At 61.3% G+C, this 18,513-nt stretch carries 14 protein-coding genes; 3 read left to right on the forward strand and 11 right to left on the reverse strand.

The annotated features are described in order from the left end of the window. The first annotated feature begins 12 nt into the window (after nucleotides 1-12). From rplI to B7O88_RS01660, 3 genes are all read left to right on the forward strand, one after another. Nucleotides 13-459, forward strand: coding sequence for a 50S ribosomal protein L9 (gene rplI, locus B7O88_RS01650; protein WP_088273451.1), 447 nt, complete (start codon nucleotides 13-15; stop codon nucleotides 457-459). Nucleotides 460-594: 135 nt separating this feature from the next. Continuing rightward, nucleotides 595-1,998: a replicative DNA helicase gene (gene dnaB, locus B7O88_RS01655; protein ID WP_088273910.1), complete on the forward strand. Its 1,404-nt coding sequence runs from the start codon at nucleotides 595-597 to the stop codon at nucleotides 1,996-1,998. A gap of 2 nt (nucleotides 1,999-2,000) precedes the next feature. After that, nucleotides 2,001-4,241, forward strand: a complete 2,241-nt coding sequence (locus tag B7O88_RS01660; RefSeq protein ID WP_088273452.1) for a YgiQ family radical SAM protein — start codon at nucleotides 2,001-2,003, stop codon at nucleotides 4,239-4,241. 189 nt (nucleotides 4,242-4,430) lie between these two features. Here the strand turns inward: B7O88_RS01660 and B7O88_RS01665 are convergent, their stop codons facing one another. The 11 genes from B7O88_RS01665 to dsbD all read right to left on the reverse strand — a co-directional run bounded on the left by B7O88_RS01665 (nucleotide 4,431) and on the right by dsbD (nucleotide 18,469). After that, nucleotides 4,431-7,172, reverse strand: coding sequence for a response regulator (locus B7O88_RS01665; RefSeq protein ID WP_160003119.1), 2,742 nt, complete (start codon nucleotides 7,170-7,172; stop codon nucleotides 4,431-4,433). A gap of 119 nt (nucleotides 7,173-7,291) precedes the next feature. After that, the gene (gene purD / locus B7O88_RS01670; RefSeq protein ID WP_088273454.1) at nucleotides 7,292-8,572 is read right to left on the reverse strand and encodes a phosphoribosylamine--glycine ligase; all 1,281 of its coding nucleotides are present in this window, start codon (nucleotides 8,570-8,572) and stop codon (nucleotides 7,292-7,294) included. 157 nt (nucleotides 8,573-8,729) lie between these two features. Continuing rightward, complete coding sequence (purH, locus tag B7O88_RS01675; protein WP_088273455.1) at nucleotides 8,730-10,337, reverse strand: bifunctional phosphoribosylaminoimidazolecarboxamide formyltransferase/IMP cyclohydrolase; 1,608 nt, start codon at nucleotides 10,335-10,337, stop codon at nucleotides 8,730-8,732. An 82-nt stretch (nucleotides 10,338-10,419) separates the two neighbouring features. Next, nucleotides 10,420-10,743 carry a DNA-binding transcriptional regulator Fis gene (gene fis / locus B7O88_RS01680; RefSeq protein ID WP_088273456.1) on the reverse strand — a complete coding sequence of 108 codons (324 nt, stop codon included), beginning with the start codon at nucleotides 10,741-10,743 and terminating at the stop codon, nucleotides 10,420-10,422. Next, nucleotides 10,740-11,726, reverse strand: coding sequence for a tRNA dihydrouridine synthase DusB (gene dusB / locus B7O88_RS01685; protein ID WP_160003120.1), 987 nt, complete (start codon nucleotides 11,724-11,726; stop codon nucleotides 10,740-10,742). Before dusB ends, fis begins: the two co-directional genes overlap by 4 nt. A gap of 221 nt (nucleotides 11,727-11,947) precedes the next feature. Next, on the reverse strand, nucleotides 11,948-13,159 hold the full coding sequence (locus B7O88_RS01690) for a DUF3426 domain-containing protein (protein ID WP_088273457.1): 1,212 nt from the start codon (nucleotides 13,157-13,159) through the stop codon (nucleotides 11,948-11,950). A gap of 71 nt (nucleotides 13,160-13,230) precedes the next feature. Further along, a complete protein-coding gene (prmA, locus tag B7O88_RS01695) occupies nucleotides 13,231-14,109 on the reverse strand; it encodes a 50S ribosomal protein L11 methyltransferase (protein WP_088273458.1) in 879 nt (292 codons plus the stop codon). Nucleotides 14,110-14,235: 126 nt separating this feature from the next. Beyond that, nucleotides 14,236-15,576 carry an acetyl-CoA carboxylase biotin carboxylase subunit gene (accC, locus tag B7O88_RS01700; RefSeq protein ID WP_088273459.1) on the reverse strand — a complete coding sequence of 447 codons (1,341 nt, stop codon included), beginning with the start codon at nucleotides 15,574-15,576 and terminating at the stop codon, nucleotides 14,236-14,238. A 19-nt stretch (nucleotides 15,577-15,595) separates the two neighbouring features. Next, on the reverse strand, nucleotides 15,596-16,051 hold the full coding sequence (gene accB, locus B7O88_RS01705; protein WP_088273460.1) for an acetyl-CoA carboxylase biotin carboxyl carrier protein: 456 nt from the start codon (nucleotides 16,049-16,051) through the stop codon (nucleotides 15,596-15,598). A gap of 31 nt (nucleotides 16,052-16,082) precedes the next feature. Further along, nucleotides 16,083-16,526, reverse strand: a complete 444-nt coding sequence (gene aroQ, locus B7O88_RS01710; protein ID WP_088273461.1) for a type II 3-dehydroquinate dehydratase — start codon at nucleotides 16,524-16,526, stop codon at nucleotides 16,083-16,085. A 137-nt stretch (nucleotides 16,527-16,663) separates the two neighbouring features. Beyond that, on the reverse strand, nucleotides 16,664-18,469 hold the full coding sequence (gene dsbD / locus B7O88_RS01715; RefSeq protein ID WP_088273912.1) for a protein-disulfide reductase DsbD: 1,806 nt from the start codon (nucleotides 18,467-18,469) through the stop codon (nucleotides 16,664-16,666). Nucleotides 18,470-18,513 lie beyond the last annotated feature (44 nt).

Below are 18,513 nucleotides of genomic sequence, written 5' to 3' on the forward strand. Positions count from 1 at the left end.
GAGGTCATCGCAATGGAAGTTATCCTGCTCGAAAAGATCGCGAACCTGGGTAACCTGGGCGACAAAGTCGCTGTCAAGGCTGGTTACGCTCGCAATTTCCTGCTGCCTTTCGGCAAGGCTACTCCGGCTACCGCTGAAAACGTTGCTGCGTTCGAAGCACGCCGTGCCGAACTGGAAAAACTGGCTGCAGAGAAGAAGGCCGAGGCTGACGCCCGTGCCGCTCAGCTGGCTGAACTGACTGTTACCATCGCCGCCAACGCTGGCGAAGAGGGCAAACTGTTCGGTTCCATCGGTACTCGCGACATCGCCGATGCCGTTACCGCAGCTGGCGTTGCCATTGAGAAGAGCGAAGTTCGTCTGCCCGACGGCGCGCTGCGCAACGTAGGTGAGTTCGATGTCGTCGTGCAGCTGCACACTGACGTTGAAACCACCGTCAAGCTGGTTGTTGTAGCCGGCTGATAACGGGTCGCACTGGCAGTGCTCGCCCTTGGCGGGTGATTTGCCGGTGCATTCTCGTTAGACTTGTCACACGGCGCCTGTCTCCGGACAGGCGCCGTGTTGCATTTCTGTACCAGCCGTTTTGAGCGCCCTTTCATGACTGACACACTGTATAGCGAACATCCGGAACTCGATCTGCAGACCGCAGCATTGAAGGTGCCGCCGCACTCCATTGAGGCCGAACAGGCTGTGCTGGGCGGGGTCATGCTGGACAACATGGCCTGGGAGCGCGTTTCAGAGCTGCTCAGCGAAAGTGATTTCTATCGGCACGATCACCGAATGATCTTCAAGGCGCTGGTGCGCCTGGCCTCGCGCAACCAGCCATTCGACGTGGTCACGCTGGCGGAAGATCTCGACAAGGAAGGTCTGATTGATCAGGTGGGCGGGCTCGCCTATCTCGGTCAACTGGCCAAAAATACCCCTTCGGTTGCCAACATCAGCGCCTACGCGCAGATTATTCGTGAGCGTTCAACGTTGCGGCAACTGATCAGTGTCAGCACCGAAATTGCCGACACCGCCTTCAATCCCAAGGGAATGCAGGCGACCGAAGTGCTCGATGAAGCCGAGCGCAAGATTTTCTCGATTGCTGAAAGCCGCCCCAAGACCGGTGGCCCAGAGGGCGTCAACAGCCTGTTGACCAAGGCCATTGACCGAATCGATACCCTGTTCAACAGTGAAGGCTCGATTACCGGCCTGTCCACCGGGTTTACCGAGCTGGACAACATGACGTCGGGCTTGCAGCCGGCTGACCTGATTATTGTCGCCGGTCGTCCGTCGATGGGCAAAACTACCTTTGCGATGAACCTGGTCGAAAATGCAGTGATGCGCAGCGATAAAGCTGTACTGGTGTTCTCCCTCGAGATGCCGGGAGAGTCGCTGATCATGCGTATGCTCTCATCGCTTGGGCGTATTGATCAGACCAAGGTGCGTTCCGGCCGTCTGGACGATGAGGATTGGCCGCGCCTGACCTCGGCGGTCAATATGCTGAATGACCGCAAGCTGTTCATTGACGACACCGCTGGCCTGTCCCCGATGGAGATGCGCACCCGCGCGCGTCGTATCGTGCGCGAGCACGGTGATCTTGGCCTGATCATGATCGACTACCTGCAGCTGATGCGCATTGGTGGGGCCAGCTCGGAAAACCGGACCAACGAGATTTCCGAAATTTCCCGCTCGCTCAAGGCGCTGGCCAAAGAGTTCAACGTACCGGTTATTGCGCTGTCGCAGCTTAACCGCTCGCTGGAGCAGCGCCCGAACAAGCGCCCGATCAACTCTGACCTGCGGGAATCCGGCGCGATCGAGCAGGACGCGGACGTGATCATGTTCGTCTACCGTGATGAGGTCTATCACCCAGATACCCAGGACAAGGGTATCGCCGAGCTGATCATCGGCAAGCAGCGTAACGGCCCCATCGGCACGGCACGGATGGCGTTTCTGGGCAAATACACCCGTTTTGAAAACCTCGCACCCGGTTCCTATTCCGGTTACGGGGAGGAGTAAGCATGGCGGTCAGCATCCCGGTCGCGAAGCACCAACTGTTCGACTACCCGCGTTACTGGGCCGAGTGCTTCGGCCCGGCGCCTTTCCTGCCGATGAGTCGGGAGGAGATGGACCTGCTCGGCTGGGACAGCTGCGACGTGATCATTGTTACCGGCGACGCCTATGTCGACCATCCGTCGTTCGGCATGGCCATTATCGGGCGGCTGCTCGAGGCGCAGGGTTACCGCGTTGGTATCATCAGCCAGCCAGACTGGCACAGCAAAGATGACTTCATGAAGTTGGGCAAGCCAAACCTGTTTTTTGGTGTGGCGGCCGGCAATATGGACTCGATGATCAATCGCTATACGGCTGACCGCAAGGTGCGCTCCGATGACGCCTATACGCCCGGTGGCAGTGGCGGCAAGCGCCCGGATCGTGCCAGCCTGGTCTACAGCCAGCGCTGCCGTGAGGCGTTCAAGGACGTGCCGGTTGTGCTCGGCGGGATTGAGGCATCGCTGCGCCGCATCGCCCACTATGACTACTGGCAGGACAAGGTTCGCCATTCGCTGTTGATCGATGCCAAGGCCGATATTCTTCTCTACGGCAACGCCGAGCGGGCGATCGTCGAGGTGGCCCATCGACTGAGCCGCGGCGAGCCGATCCAGAGTATTACCGACGTGCGTGGCACTGCCTTTGTGCGTCGTGATACCCCCGAGGGCTGGTTCGAGCTGGATTCGACCCGCATCGATCGCCCTGGCAAGATCGACAAGATCATCAATCCCTACGTCAATACTCAGGACACAGCAGCCTGTGCTGTAGAGCAGGCCAAGGGCCCGGACCAGCAAAGTGACGATGATGTTCAGGTAGTCGAGCTGCTGCCGCATCCGCGCCTGGAGCGTGACCGCACGGTGATCCGCCTTCCTGCGTTCGATAAGGTCAAAGGCGATCCGGTTCTCTATGCTCACGCCAACCGCGTGCTGCATCTGGAAACCAACCCGGGCAACGCCCGGGCTCTGGTGCAGCGCCATGGTGACCGCGACGTGTGGTTCAACCCTCCGCCAATTCCGTTGTCGACTGAAGAGATGGACTACGTGTTCGGTCTGCCGTACGCCCGTGTTCCGCATCCGGCCTATGGTGATGCGCGCATTCCGGCTTACGAAATGATTCGTTTCTCGGTCAACATCATGCGTGGCTGCTTTGGTGGCTGTACCTTCTGCTCGATCACCGAGCACGAGGGGCGGATCATACAGAATCGGTCGCACGACTCGATCATCCGCGAAATCGAAGAAATTCGCGACCGGGTTCCCGGCTTTACCGGGGTGATTTCCGATCTCGGCGGGCCAACGGCCAACATGTATCGCATCGCCTGCAAAAGCCCGGAAATCGAGGCTGCCTGCCGCAAGCCATCCTGCGTGTTCCCCGGTATTTGCGAGAACCTCAACACCGATCACTCGTCATTGATCTCGCTGTATCGCAAGGCTCGTGATCTGCCGGGGGTGAAGAAGATTCTGATTGCCTCCGGGCTGCGTTACGACCTGGCGGTGGAGTCGCCGGAGTACGTCAAGGAGCTGGTCACCCACCACGTGGGCGGTTACCTGAAGATTGCACCGGAGCACACCGAAGAAGGGCCGCTGACCAAGATGATGAAGCCGGGCATCGGCTCCTACGATCGCTTCAAACAGATGTTCGAGAAGTTCTCGAAAGAGGCGGGCAAGGAGCAGTACCTGATCCCGTACTTCATCGCCGCGCATCCGGGCACTACCGATGAGGACATGATGAACCTGGCGCTCTGGCTCAAGCGCAACGGCTTCCGCGCTGATCAGGTGCAGGCGTTCTACCCATCACCGATGGCGACTGCGACGGCCATGTATCACTCGGGCAAGAACCCGCTGCGCAAGGTCACCTACAAGAGCGACGGCGTGAATATCGTCAAGGGCGAGCGCCAGCGGCGCCTGCATAAGGCTTTTTTGCGCTATCACGATCCGAACAACTGGCCGATGCTGCGCGAGGCGCTGACCAATATGGGTCGCGCTGATCTGATTGGCAACGGCAAGCATCAGCTGATTCCGGCATTCCAGCCCGCAGTGGCCGGATACCAGAGCGCCCGCCGCAAGAACTCGACACCCGCCGGCAGCAAGAAGGCCGGGCGCGTGCTCACCCAGCATACCGGCCTGCCGCCGCGCGAGACTGGCGCGGGCAAGGGCGCAGGGAAGGGGGTCGGCAAGCCGTCAGGCGGCAAGCGCAAGCCGGCCCGTCGCGGCTAGAAGCAACGGGGCTATTGTGCTGATAGCCGTTTTCGAATGGCCGTGAGCGCATTCTCTGCCTACAGTGATTATCAGGTGGCGTCGTCAGGCGCCACTGCAATTCACGGAGGGCTCCGTCATGCTGAACGAAATCTGGATGCGCTGGTGGGCCGACTATGCCGCCGCGTCGGCCTGTTAGAGGTGGGAACTTCAGAGCAGGGACAGGTCGCTCTCGGCTTTGAGTTCGCGCCAGTGTTGCAATTGTTCGCGTAACTGGCTCAGCTCCACCGGTTTTGCCATATGGCCGTTCATGCCGGCCTTGCGTGCCCGCTCGCGGTGCTCGGGAAGGATATGGGCGGTCAGGGCGATGATTGGAATCGGCTGGCTGCCAGTGCGTTGCTCCCACTGGCGTATGCGTTCGGCAGCGGTGAAACCATCCATTTCGGGCATTTCGCAGTCCATCAGTACCAGGTCAAAGGGCTGCTGTTGCACTGCCTCCAGCGCTCTGGCGCCGTTATCCACCGCTGTGGCAGACACCTGCAGCTTTGCCAGCATGCCGAGAATGACCTTGGTTGAAATCGCGTTATCTTCGGCGACCAGAACCCTGAAGTGGTTTTCCTCCCGGGTCGCGACCGGCTGGTCGCGGTCACTGCTGTCCTGGGCCGGGGTACGGCGCTGTGCCCACTCGTCTATCAGAGTGGTGCGCAGGGTATAGCCGGCAACCGGTTTGCTGAGAATCCGGCGAATACCGGCATTGCGGGCAATGACCCGACTGGGTACCTGATTGATTCCGGTCAGCATGATGATGAGCAGATCGCTGTTTATAGTCGGGTCGTCCTTGATACGGGCGGCCAGTTCAACGCCGCTCATGCCGGGCATCGACTGATCGAGCAGAATGATTTCGAACGGATTGCCCAGGTTGGCCTGGCTGCGCAGCAGGGCCAGTGCCTCGCGACCGTTGGATGCGCATTGCGCGCGCATTCCCCAGGCCGCGGTCTGCTGTTGCAGGACCTTGCGGCAGGTGGCGTTGTCGTCAACGATCAGCACATTGCGGTCAGTCAGGCTGCTGCCATCCGTGTCTGCGTCAAGCCCTGCATCGATGCTGCTTGCCGGCAGGGTAAACCAGACGGTGGTGCCCTGGTCGTTGGCATACTTGATGCCGAGTTGGCCCTTCATCATGCCGATCAACTGGCGGGTGATCACCAGTGGCAACTTGCCGTCAGTATCGGACTGATCGAGGAAGCGGGTGACCTTGAAATCGCTGTTGAGCAGACTGTTGCACGCATCTTCCGGCATGCCGGCGCCGGTGTCCTGAATTGCAAAGCGCAGCTGAGGGGCGCCATCTTTCTGTTCCATTCCGACCACCAGCAGCACCTCACCCTGTTCCGTATAGTGCAGAGCGTTGGCAAGGAGGTTCATCAGGATCTGGCGCAGGCGTGTTGGGTCGCCCTGAAGGGTGCGAGGTACCTCTGGGTGGACGAAGCCGATTAGTTCAATGCCCTGTCCTTCGGCGCGGGCGCGGTAGATATCGAGGCAATCGTTGACCAGCGCATGCAGATCGAACTGCACCCGCTCGAGGGTCAACTGACCGGACTCCAGCCGCGACATGTCGAGAATTTCGTTGATCAGGTTGAGCAGGTCGTTGCCGGAGCCATGGATGGTCTGCACGTAATCACGCTGTTTGGCGGACAGTGCGGTATCAAGCAGCAGTTCACTCATGCCCAGAACACCGTTCATCGGCGTCCGGATTTCGTGGCTGATACGTGCCAGAAACTCGGCCTTGGCGCGTTGCTCGGCACGTGCGGTTGCGCTGTCCTGGCGGTCGCGGGCGCGGCGACTGATGATCCCCTGCAGGCGGCGATAAAGGCTCCAGCTGTAACCCACCAGCGCACTCCAGAGCAGCAGCTCGGCCAGATAGGCCTCAGGCTGTTGCTGGCCAGCCATGGCCTCCATCAGGCCGTTACCCAGGAGCAGGCAGGTTGCACTGGTGAAGGGGACGTCCAGACGTTGCTCGCGGATGCTTACCCAATACGCAAGCAACAGCAGGGCCGCAGGCAGGCCGATGTGAACGGTATGGATGAGCAGACGCGAGAGCGACGGGAACACTGCGCAGCCGGCTGTCAGCAGTGCCGTGACGACCGCCGCTGCGTAAATGGCATGACGTCGATTGCGACGGCTGTCGTTACCCAGCAGCGAGCACGTCAGCAGGGCCAGCAGCGGATAGGCGCTGAGATGCACGATTTCGCCGGGATGACCGTACAGTCGCGGCATAGCCTCGGCAATCCAGCTCAAACCACTCAGGCTGCTGATCGATATCAGCAGGCTTGCACCGCCCAGTAGCAGGTGGAACGGGTCGCGTCCCAGCACGCCGTGCAACAGACAGTGCAGCACCAGGGCCAGCATCAGACCGACCAGAATGCCCTGGAGCGTCTGCTGCATGCTGTGGCGTGCCGAGGCTTCCTTGACGTCCAGTAGCTCGATTCGGGTGCTCAGCGGGTAATCGTTCTGCAGACGCAGAATCAGGGTGTCGCCAGCGCTGGTACTGGCATCAAGCGGGAAAGCAAAGCCATAAAATGGCAATGGCCGGGTATCGGCAGGCATCCGGCTGCCCGTGCGATAGAGGTGGCTGGCCTCGCCGTTTTGCAATCGATAGACCTCGATCAGCGCGATGCTGGGGTTTTCGAGGATCAGTAATCGGTTCTCGACGTTGTCGAGACGGACTTCGACCCACAGCGCACCCTCATTGCCGGGCAGGCTAAGAGGCGCGGAAGGTGCGGGTACGAAGCGGTTGGCGTAGCGGTTGGACAGGATGTCCTGCAGCAGCAGCTCGCCGCTGGCGTCGACATAGGTTCGATAAGCGGGCGTGCCGCTTTGTACCTTGTCGATCCAGGTAGTGAACGTGAAGGCGATACCCAGAGTCAGGGCGAGTATCAACGAGCTGATCTGCTTCACGATTGAGTCCTGTCCTTGGTTCTGGTGTCCGGTTGATACAATGCGTCGGCCAGTATAGCGCAGCCATCTGCCTGCAGAAATGCAACGGCCGGACAGTCTCCTGTCCGGCCGTGCCTTGTTCAGCTCTCCCGGGCGATGGCGCGGTAGCCGATATCGCTGCGGTAGAAGCTCCCTTTCCAGCTTATCTGTCGGGCCAGCTCGTAGGCGCCCTGCTGGGCGGCCTTGACGGTCTCGCCAAGCGCGGTGGCGCAGAGGACCCGACCGCCGCTGGTAACGACCTGGCCATCCTTCAGCGCAGTGCCGGCATGGAACACCTTGCCATTGTCGCTGACGGCCTCGTCCAGTCCGCTGATGACGTCGCCCTTGGCGTAGTCGGCGGGGTAGCCGCCGGCAGCCAGCACAACGCCGAGACTGCAACGCGGATCCCATTGGGCGCTGACCTGATCCAGGGTACCCGCATTGGCTGCTTCAACCAGGGTGACGAGGCTTGATTGCAGGCGCAGCATGATCGGCTGGGTTTCCGGGTCGCCAAAACGGCAGTTGAACTCGATGACCTTGGGCTTGCCGTCGGCGTCGATCATCAGACCGGCGTAGAGGAAGCCGGTATAGACGTTGCCTTCGGCAGCCATGCCGCGCACGGTCGGCCAGATGATCTGTTCCATGACCCGCTGGTGGACCTCGTTGGTCACCACCGGGGCAGGGGAGTAGGCGCCCATGCCGCCGGTATTGGGGCCGGTATCGCCGTCGCCAACGCGCTTGTGGTCCTGGCTTGTCGCCATCGGCAGCACGTGTTCGCCGTCGACCATGACGATGAAGCTGGCCTCTTCGCCGTCGAGAAACTCCTCAATGACCACGCGTGAGCCTGCTTCGCCGAAGGCGTTGCCGGCCAGCATGTCGCGCACGGCATCCTCGGCTTCCTGCAACGTCATGGCAACGATCACGCCCTTGCCAGCAGCCAGGCCATCGGCCTTGATGACGATCGGTGCGCCTTTCTCGCGCAGGTAGGCCAGCGCGGGCTCGATCTCGGTGAAGTTCTGGTACTCGGCAGTTGGAATCTGGTGACGGGCCAAAAAGTCCTTGGTGAAGGCCTTGGAGCCTTCCAGTTGCGCAGCCCCGGCAGTCGGGCCAAAGCAGGGCAGGCCGTGCTCGCGGAAGCGGTCAACGACGCCGGCGACCAGCGGGGCCTCCGGGCCGACGATGGTCAGGCTGACGTTGTCCTTGGCAAAGGCAACCAGCTTGTCCAGTTCCAGCACGTCGATGGCGACGTTTTCGCACTTGGCCTCAATCGCGGTGCCGGCGTTACCCGGAGCGACAAATACCTTCTCGACGCGCTCGTCCTGCGCCACCTTCCACGCCAGCGCGTGCTCACGTCCGCCGCTGCCGATAATCAATATATTCATTGTGCATTCTGCTCTGTTGAGAGGTCTTCAGGCTGAACGCTGAAGGCTTGAGGCTGGAAGGTCTGGTTGCGTGCTAGAGGCGGAGGTTTGTGCTCCGCTCCGGTACTGATGCGCGTGGTTGGCCTTCCAGCCTTTAGCCTCCAGCTTTCAGCGGCTATTAATGCCTAAAGTGGCGCATGCCGGTGAAGACCATGGCCATGCCTGCTTCGTCGGCTGCGTCAATCACTTCCTGATCGCGCATGGAGCCGCCGGGCTGGATAACGGCGCTGATGCCCACCTTGGCGGCGTTGTCGATACCGTCGCGGAACGGGAAGAACGCATCGGATGCCATGACCGCGCCGGCGACCTGCAGGCCTGCGTGCTCGGCCTTGATGGCGGCGATGCGGGCGGAGTTGACGCGGCTCATCTGGCCGGCGCCGACACCGATGGTCTGGCGGCCTTTGGCGTAGACGATGGCATTGGATTTGACGAACTTGGCGACTTTCCAGGCGAACACCAGGTCGTGGATTTCCTGTTCGGTCGGCGCGCGTTTGGTAACCACCTTCAGGTCGTCTGCGGTGATCATGCCGATATCTCGGCTCTGCACCAGCAGGCCGCCGTTGACGCGCTTGTAGTCCCAGTCTGCCTGGCGCTCGGTGCCCCATTCGCCGCATTCCAGCAGGCGCACGTTGGCCTTGGCGGCGACCGCAGCACGGGCTTCGGCGCTGATGCGCGGGGCGATGATGACTTCAACGAACTGACGCTCAACGATGGCGGCGGCGGTGGCACCGTCCAGCTCACGGTTGAAGGCAATGATGCCGCCAAAGGCGGATTCGCTGTCGGTTGCCCAGGCCAGATCGTAGGCTTTGCGGATGCCGCCTTCGTCTTCCGGGACCACCGCCACGCCGCAGGGGTTGGCGTGCTTGACGATGACGCAGGCCGGTTTGGTGAAGCTCTTGACGCATTCCAGCGCGGCGTCGGTATCGGCCACGTTGTTGTAGGACAGTTCCTTGCCCTGCAGCTGGGTCGCGGTGGCGATGCTGGCTTCGGCTGGGGCAGCTTCCTTATAGAAGGCTGCGGCCTGGTGCGGGTTCTCGCCGTAGCGCATGTCCTGCACCTTGATGAACTGGCTGTTGAAGGTGCGCGGGAAGGTGGCGCGGTCTTCGGTGCTCAGGGTGTCGCGGGTCTGCTCAATGGTGCCGAGGTAGTTGGCGATCATGCCGTCGTAGGCAGCGGTGTGCTCAAACGCCTTCAGGGCCAGGTCAAAGCGCTGGGCGTAGGTCAGGCCGCCGCTCTTCAGGGCTTCCACGATGCTGTCGTAATCGCTGGCGTTGACGACGATGGCGACGTCCTTGTGGTTCTTCGCTGCGCTGCGAACCATGGTCGGGCCACCAATGTCGATGTTCTCGATGGCGTCGGGCAGGGTGCAATCGGGCTTGGCGACGGTGGCGGCGAACGGATAGAGGTTTACCACTACCATGTCGATGGGCTGAATGCCGTGTTGGGCCATGATCTCGCCATCGAGGTCGCGACGACCGAGGATACCACCGTGGATCTTCGGATGCAGGGTCTTGACCCGGCCGTCCATCATTTCCGGAAAGCCGGTGTAGTCGGCTACTTCAACAGCCTTGATGCCCTGTTCGCACAGGAGCTTGTAGGTGCCACCGGTGGAGAGGATTTCAACGCCCTGGGCGGTCAGCTCGCGGGCAAAGTCGACGATGCCAGTCTTGTCGGAAACGCTGATCAGTGCGCGGCGTACCGGCAGGCGGGTAGTTTGATCGGTCATCTTGGATCCAGGCTAGGTTCAAAAAATCAGCTTCAAGCTACAAGCCTCAAGCTTCAAGTGGAGACGATTCTGGCTGGCAGCTTCAGAGCAGTCCGTACTGTTTCAGCTTCTTGCGCAGCGTTCCGCGGTTCAGGCCCAGCACTTCCGAGGCTCGCGTCTGGTTGCCCTTGACGTAATTCATCACGCTCTCAAGCAGCGGTGCTTCGACCTCGGACAGCACCATGTTGTAGACGTCGGTAACGTCCTGGCCTTCGAGATGCTGGAAATAGTTGTGCAGGGCCTCTTCGACACTGTCGCGCAGCGTTCTCGGGGTGCGGATGTCATCAATCCCGGTTGCCGGGATGATGGATTGACTGCTGTCACTCACGGTGTGGCTTCCATCAGGTAGGGTGGTGTCGTAAATCATGCTGCCAGATCTCCTTCCAGCAGCCGGGCGAAGTAATGCGCGATGGCGACGTGTTGCTGGTGCGCATCGGTAATACGGTTGAACTCCCTGCGAAACTCGGCGGCGCCGGGCAGGGTTTGCAGATACCAGCTGACGTGCTTGCGGGCTATACGGGCGCCGTGCTCGTCGCCGTAAAAGGCATGCAGTGCGCTCAGATGGCTGGTCAGAATCTGCTGCTGCTCATCAAGTGACGCGGGCGGAAGGTATTGGCCTGTACGCAGAAAGTGGTCAATCTCGCGGAAGATCCACGGGCGGCCCTGGGCGGCACGGCCAATCATCACGGCGTCGGCTCCAGTGTGCTGCAGGACCTGGCGGGCCTTGTCCGGGCTGGTGATATCGCCGTTGGCGAATACCGGGATACGGATACTTTGCTTGACTGCGGCAATGGTGTCGTACTCGGCGTGACCGGTGTATAGCTCGGAGCGGGTGCGGCCATGCACGGCAAGCGCCTGAATGCCACTGTCTTCGGCAATCCGGGCTACCCGCAGGGCGTTGCGATTCTCCGGATCCCAGCCGGTCCTGATTTTCAGGGTGACGGGAATATCAACGGCCTGAACCACGGCCTCGCAGATGGCTGCAACCAGCGGCTCGTCACGCAGCAGTGCGGAGCCGGCGGCCTTGTTGCAAACCTTCTTTGCCGGGCAGCCCATATTGATGTCGATAATCTGTGCGCCCAGCTCGGCGTTCATCCGCGCCGCCTGTGCCATCATCTCGGGATCGCCACCGGCAATCTGCACCGAGCGTGGTTCGGGCTCACCCTCATGCACCAGACGCAGACGTGATTTGCGGCTGTTCCACAGCCGGGTATCACTGGTCACCATTTCGGACACAACCAGCCCTGCACCCAGTCGCCGGCACAGCTGCCGGAAGGGCTGATCGGTAACGCCGGCCATCGGGGCCAGAATCACACGATTGGCGAGTTGATAGGGTCCGATACTGATCACTGCTGGTCCATCCCTGTACTGTCGGTTTTCAGTGCGGCTGGCGGGTCGCTGTATCCCGTCCGCTCTGGCTCAGGGCGAAGATGGGCGAAAAGGGCGCACATGATACCCGCAAAGCATGACCGGTTAAAGACTGTTCTGGGTGTTTTTTGTACAGCTGACCAGCGAGTTTAGGCCAATTGGCGGCACCGCGCGACAGCCAGCGGTGCGCGCCGACGAAAGGCTCAGGGCGTGACGAAGTCCAACTGGTAGCTGGTTGCCTGCTGGCTAGGGGCGACCATGCTCAAGGCGATATGTATCGGCGTCTGCGACGGCATCAGGGTGCGCCCCGCCAGCTCGCCGGCCAGGTACTCGGTAGGACGAAAGTCGCGGGTCGTTGTGACGCGGCCGCGGCTATCGCTGAATGCCATGCGGATGACCGGGAATGGCTGGTCGAAATCGGCCCGGTTGTAGATGATGAGATTGATGTCCAGCGTGTTTGGAAACTCCGGGTGCGGGCGGACCAGCAGGTTGCTGCTGCGAATCTGGCTGATGTCGACGCGCGCAGGCAGGCGGCAGCCGGCAATCAGGCAGATATTCTCCAGTGCGGGACGCAGTTGCGCATTGCGTGCCCACGCATCGAGGTTGTACAGCGCAGCCTGGGTGACCAGAGCCGCTATTGCGAGCAGACACAGGATGCCCCACAGCCAGTTGTGGCGTGCGCGACGTCGGCTAAGTGGTGCTTCGAACGGCAAGGGCTCATCTTCCAGCTCCGGCAGATGCAGCAGATCGCCAAAGGCCGGCTCTCTCTCTGCCGGTACGCTGTCCGTCTCCGTATCGGGCACCACTGAGAACGCGGGCTCCCTGCGATCACGGCGTGTCGGCTCGTCGGTGTCGTCCGGTTGCGACACGATGCGGTCGTCGGGCATGAGGGGTGTGAACGGCACCGCCTGTGCCGGCGCTGAGGCGGTATCGTCGGCGGTCGAGCGACTGGCGCTTAACGGGCCGATATCACGCGCCGGTGGCGTCGCCAGAAAGGATTCGTCGAGATCCGGCTCATCTTCAATCAGTGCGTCAAGGCTGGCTCCGATCCTGGCGTCGGTTGCACCGAGGGCCGGCGTCACGTCATCTGCAGGGTCGACGTCGTCGGTTGCCGGAGGTGGGTTGCCCGCTGCAGATGGATTGATCTCGTCGAGAATGGACTCGTCTAGACCCAGGGCTTCCAGATCCAGGTCGTCCAGTTCCAGGTCGTCATGGATCAGAAATTCCTCCCGATGGGAGCTCGCGGGCCGTTCGGGCGCTGCCGGCAGGTCTGCCATCGGGCTCTGAGGCAAGGCGTTGAACACCTTGAGGCAGGCGCCGCAACGGACATGCCCTGCGGCGGCATGCAGTTGCTCATGAGTCAGACGAAAGTGCGTCTTGCAGAAGGGGCACTGGGTGACCTGCAGTTCACTCATGGATGGCCGGCTGTCCTGTTGCGGAGGTTTGCTGTTCGAGTCGGTATTCTGCCCGGATCAGGGGCGGGCTGTCACCGGCGACGGCCGCTGACCCGAATCCAGCCTTCCTGGTTGGCGACCGGGTCCAGCTCGAAGTCGTCGCGGTAAGCCTGCAGAATCTCGTCGATCTGTTCCGCGAGGATACCGGACAGGGCCAGCAGGCCCCCGGGTTTTACCAGGCTGGCCAGACGCGGCGCCAGGCTGACCAGCGGGCCGGCGAGGATATTGGCCACCAGCACATCAGCCGGTGTATCCGGCATCTGCTCGGGCAGATAGAGATCAAAGCGGTCATCGGCAATCTGGTTGCGCTGGGCGTTGTCGCGCGAGGCCTCGAGTGCCTGAATGTCGATATCGGTACCGACGGCGTGCTCTGCGCCGAGCAACAGGCCGGCGATGGCCAGGATACCTGAGCCGCAGCCGAAGTCGATCAGCGTCTTGCCTTGCAGCTGCTGAGCGTCCAGCCATTGCAGGCACAGTGATGTCGTCGGGTGGGTACCGGTACCGAACGCCAGACCGGGGTCCAGCAACAGGTTGACCGCGTCGGGCTCTGGCGCTGCATGCCAGCTGGGGACGATCCACAGACGCTCACCGAAACGCATGGGGTGGAAATTGTCCATCCAGCTGCGCTCCCAGTCCTGATCCTCGATTTTTTCCAGCTCGTGCGGCGGCAGCTCGGCCTGCCACAGCAGGCGCAGATGCTGCAGCAGTGCTTCCGGGTCGGTGTCTGCTTCGAACAGCGCGAGCAGGTGGGTGTTTGACCACAGCGGGGTGGTGCCCAGGTCCGGCTCGAAGATGGGCTGGTCTTCGGCATCCATAAAGGTGACCGACACAGCGCCGAGTTCCAGTAGCTGATCTTCCAGCGTGGGGGCCTGTTCGGGGGTGATGGCAAGACGCAGTTGCAGCCAGGACATGGGGGCTCCTTTGGAGCAGCTGTAAGCGGCAAGCTTCAAGCTGCAAGATCAGCAGAAAAAGAAGGGGAGCGATAATTCGCTCCCCCGAATGGTGCAGATAATACGCTGTGAGCCTGCAGCTTGCAGTTACTTCCCTGCCAGCTTGTGCTCCAGATAGTGAATGTTGACGCCGCCCTTGCAGAAGCCGGGGTCGCGTACCAGTTCACGATGCAGTGCGGTATTGGTCTTGATGCCGTCTACTACCAGCTCGTCGATGGCATTGCGCATACGTGCAAGCGCTTCATCGCGGGTCGCGCCGTAGGCGATCAGCTTGCCGATCAGCGAGTCGTAGTTCGGCGGAACCTTGTAGCCACTGTACAGGTGTGAGTCGACACGGATGCCGTTGCCGCCTGGAGCGTGGAAGAAAGTGACCGTGCCCGGGCTGGGCATAAAGGTCTTCGGATCTTCAGCGTTGATGCGGCACTCGATCGCGTGGCCACGAATGACAACATCTTCCTGGCGAATGCTCAGCGGCTGACCCGATGCGACAAGGATCTGTTCCTTGACGATGTCGATGCCGGTGACCATTTCCGAAACCGGATGCTCAACCTGTACGCGGGTATTCATTTCGATGAAATAGAACTCGCCGTTTTCATACAGGAACTCGAAGGTGCCTGCGCCGCGATAGCCCAGATCGATACAGGCCTGAACGCAGCGAGCCTGAACTTCGGCGCGCGCCTTCTCGTCAATACCTGGTGCTGGCGCTTCTTCGATGATCTTCTGGTGGCGGCGCTGCAGCGAGCAGTCGCGGTCGCCCAGATGAACGGCATTGCCCTGACCGTCCGACAGTACCTGCACTTCCACGTGGCGCGGATTGGTCAGGAACTTCTCGAGGTAAACCATCGGGTTGCCGAAGGCTGCGCCCGCTTCAACCTGGGTCAGCTTGATCGACTTGATCAGCTCGGATTCTTCATGCACAACGCGCATGCCGCGTCCGCCACCGCCACCCGCGGCCTTGATGATGACCGGGTAGCCGACGCGCTGGGCAATCTTAAGGCACTCGGCTTCGTCTTCCGGCAGCGGACCATCTGAGCCGGGTACGGTGGGTACGCCGGTTTCCTTCATGGCGGCAATCGCGGAGACCTTGTCACCCATCAGGCGGATAACGCTGGCGCTCGGGCCGATGAAGGTAAAGCCGGAGTTTTCAACCTGCTCGGCAAAGTCCGCACGCTCGGCGAGGAAGCCGTAGCCGGGGTGGATACCGTCAGCGCCGGTGACCTCTGCAGCGCTGATGATCGCCGGAATATTCAGGTAGGAGTCGGTCGCCGGTGCCGGGCCGATGCAGACGGTTTCGTCTGCCATGGCCAGGTGCATCAGCTCGCGGTCGGCAGTGGAGTGCACTGCCACGGTTTTCAGACCGAGTTCCTTGCACGCGCGGATCACACGCAGGGCAATTTCACCTCGGTTGGCAACTAGTACTTTTTGCATCTAAGCCTCCGGCCCGGGCTCAGGCGATGCTGAACAGCGGTTGATCGAATTCGACCGGCTGGCCGTTGTCTACCAGAATCGCCTGGACCACGCCGCTTTTGTCGGCTTCGATGTGGTTCATCATCTTCATCGCTTCGACGATGCACAGTACGTCGCCGGCCTTGACGGTCTGGCCTACTTCAACGAATACGGCCGCAGTCGGAGACGGCGAGCGGTAGAAGGTACCAACCATCGGCGAGCGAACCAGGTGGCCACTCGGTTCGGCCGGAGCTACTGGTTCGGCGGCCGGTGCGGCGGCCGGGGCAGGCGCGGCGGCAACCGGGGCCGGAGCAGGGGCTACCTGATACTGCGGTACCGGTGCGTGCTGGCTGTGACGGCTGATGCGAACCGACTCCTCGCCCTCATGTATTTCCAGTTCGTCGATGCCGGACTCTTCCAGAAGTTCGATGAGTTTTTTGACTTTGCGAATATCCATTGATGCATGCACTCCAGAGCAGGTTGCGTAATCAGTTTTGGTCGATCTTGTGTATCGCGGCTTGCAGGGCCAGCTCGTAGCCCTTGGCTCCCAGACCGCAGATCACTCCCTCGGCTACGTCCGAAAAGTAGGAGTGATGACGGAAGGGTTCGCGCTTATACACGTTGGATAAGTGAACTTCGATGAATGGGATGCTCACTGCGAGCAATGCGTCACGTATTGCGACGCTGGTGTGGGTAAAAGCAGCCGGATTGATGATGATGAAGTCGATGGCTTCGTCACCCGCGGCATGAATGCGTTCGATCAATTCATGCTCGGCGTTGCTTTGCAGGCTGAGCAGATGATGCTCCTGCTGGCTGGCCAGTTCGCGCAGGTGCTGGTTGATCTGATCTAGTGTCGTCGCGCCGTAGACGCCGGGTTCACGGCTGCCGAGGCGGTTCAGGTTGGGTCCGTGGAGGACCAGGATGCTGGCCATTGTGCGTGTATTCCATTGCAGGACGGGTGCGCTGCGGCAGTGACCCGTCAGTCAAGATTTTTCCGGCAGTTTGCCGTAATCAGGTCGGCCTGTCCAGAAGTGGACTGTTGACATCAGATGTCAGCATGATGGCTGCATTATGGCGCAATCTTTTCCTGCGCGGACTGGCTGGCGAGGCTGCTGAATTCTTCCAGTGAGACTTCGCCCTGAATGCGCAGGTCACGGCGTTCCTGTCCGTTGGTGGCAAAAAACAGGTAGGCGGGTGGGCCGAACAACTGGTGGCGGGTCAGCCAGGCTCGTTGTTCCGGGCTGTTGTCGGTCAGATCAAGCTTGATGCGCAGATGGTTGGCCAGCAGTGCCTGTACCTCTGGTTGGCTGAGGATGGTGCGCTCCATGATCTTGCAGCTGATGCACCAGTCGGCATAAACATCGACGATCGCGGGCTGGCCGCGCTCGGCAGCCAAAGCCAGCTGGCGTTCGAGTTCGACTGGTTCCCTGATCAGCGTGAAACCCGCAGTGGCCGGCTGAGTCGCGCTGCCGCCAGCCAGTGGCTGCAGCGGCCTGAGCGGGTCTTCGCCGCCAGCCAGTGCGCCGAACAGCGCGGCTGCGGCATACAGCGCAAACAGCAGGGCTATGGTCTGACGAAGGTAGTTGCCGCCTTGCATCAGCCCGAGCCGCACGGCGAGACCTGCGGCCAATGCAGCCCACAGGGCGAGGCTTATCGGGCCCGGCAGGACACGTTCAAGCAGCCAGATGGCGACTGCCAGCAAGCCAAAGCCGAACAGATGCTTGACCGTTTCCATCCACGGGCCGGAACCGGGCAGCAGGCTCTTGCCGAACAGGGTTACCAGAATCAGCGGCACCCCCATGCCCAGACCCAGGGCGAACAGGTTTAGGCCGCCGCCTATGGTGTCCCCGGTGCTGCTGATGTAGACCAGCGCGCCGGCCAGCGGTGCAGAGATGCAGGGCGATACCACCAGTGTCGACAGCGCACCCATGGCCGTGGCGCCGGGCAGCGAGCCGCCGTGGGCTCGGCGATTCAGGCGTTCCAGTGGTTCGCGCAGGAACTCGGGCAAGCGCAGATCGAACAGGCCGAACATGGCCAGTGCGAACAGCACGAAGAACACCGCGAAGGTGCCCAGGATCCAGGGTGATTGCAGCCGCGCCTGCAGGTTGAGGGCAGCGCCGAAGCTGCCGATCAGGGCGCCGACAATGGCCAGCGTCACTGCCATGCCAAGCACGTAGCCAAGCGAAAGCGACAGCGCGCGGCCACGGCTGATATGGCTGCGGCCCAACACCATGCTGGAGAGAATCGGCAGCATGGGCAGTACGCACGGGGTAAAGGTCAGGCCGATGCCGGCCAGCATAAACAGCAGCCAGGTCATCAGGCGATCATGCTCCTGATCGTCGGGGGCTGTTGCCGTTGCCGGCTCTGTGGCAGAGGCGGCGCTGCTTGCTGTGGTGCCGCCGGCAGCCGGTGCCGGCAGATCCAGCATGACGGTTTCTGGCGGGTAACAAAGACCCGCGTCGGCGCAGCCCTGGAAGCCGACCCGCAGCTGGGTCTGACCTGCGGTCAATTGGCTGGCGTCGAGCTGAATCTGCAATTGGTCGTAGTAGACCTCTACGTCGCCGAAATACTCGTCTGTCTTGTGTTTGCCTTCCGGCAGGCTGATCTGCAGGTCTTGGTCCGGGCTTTGCGGGTTGCTCAGGTGCAGGCGGTGGCGATACAGGTAGTAACCAGGCGCCATTTCAAAGATGACGGTGACCTGTTGCGCGCTGGCGTCAAGGATATCCGGGCGAAAAGCCTGATGAACCGGCAGAAAGGTGTTTTGGCTGCTGCCGCTCTGGATCAGCCCGGTAAGAGAGCCATTGCCGGAGAGTTGAGCGTGGACGCTGGCGCTTAGCAACAGCAGCAGCATCAGGCAAAAACGAAACGCGCGCATGGGATAACCGACCGAAAAGTGGACGGTCATCATAAAGGCTGACG

Origin of the sequence: Halopseudomonas aestusnigri, from assembly GCF_002197985.1 — a bacterium.
Classification (GTDB): Bacteria; Pseudomonadota; Gammaproteobacteria; order Pseudomonadales; family Pseudomonadaceae; genus Halopseudomonas; species Halopseudomonas aestusnigri.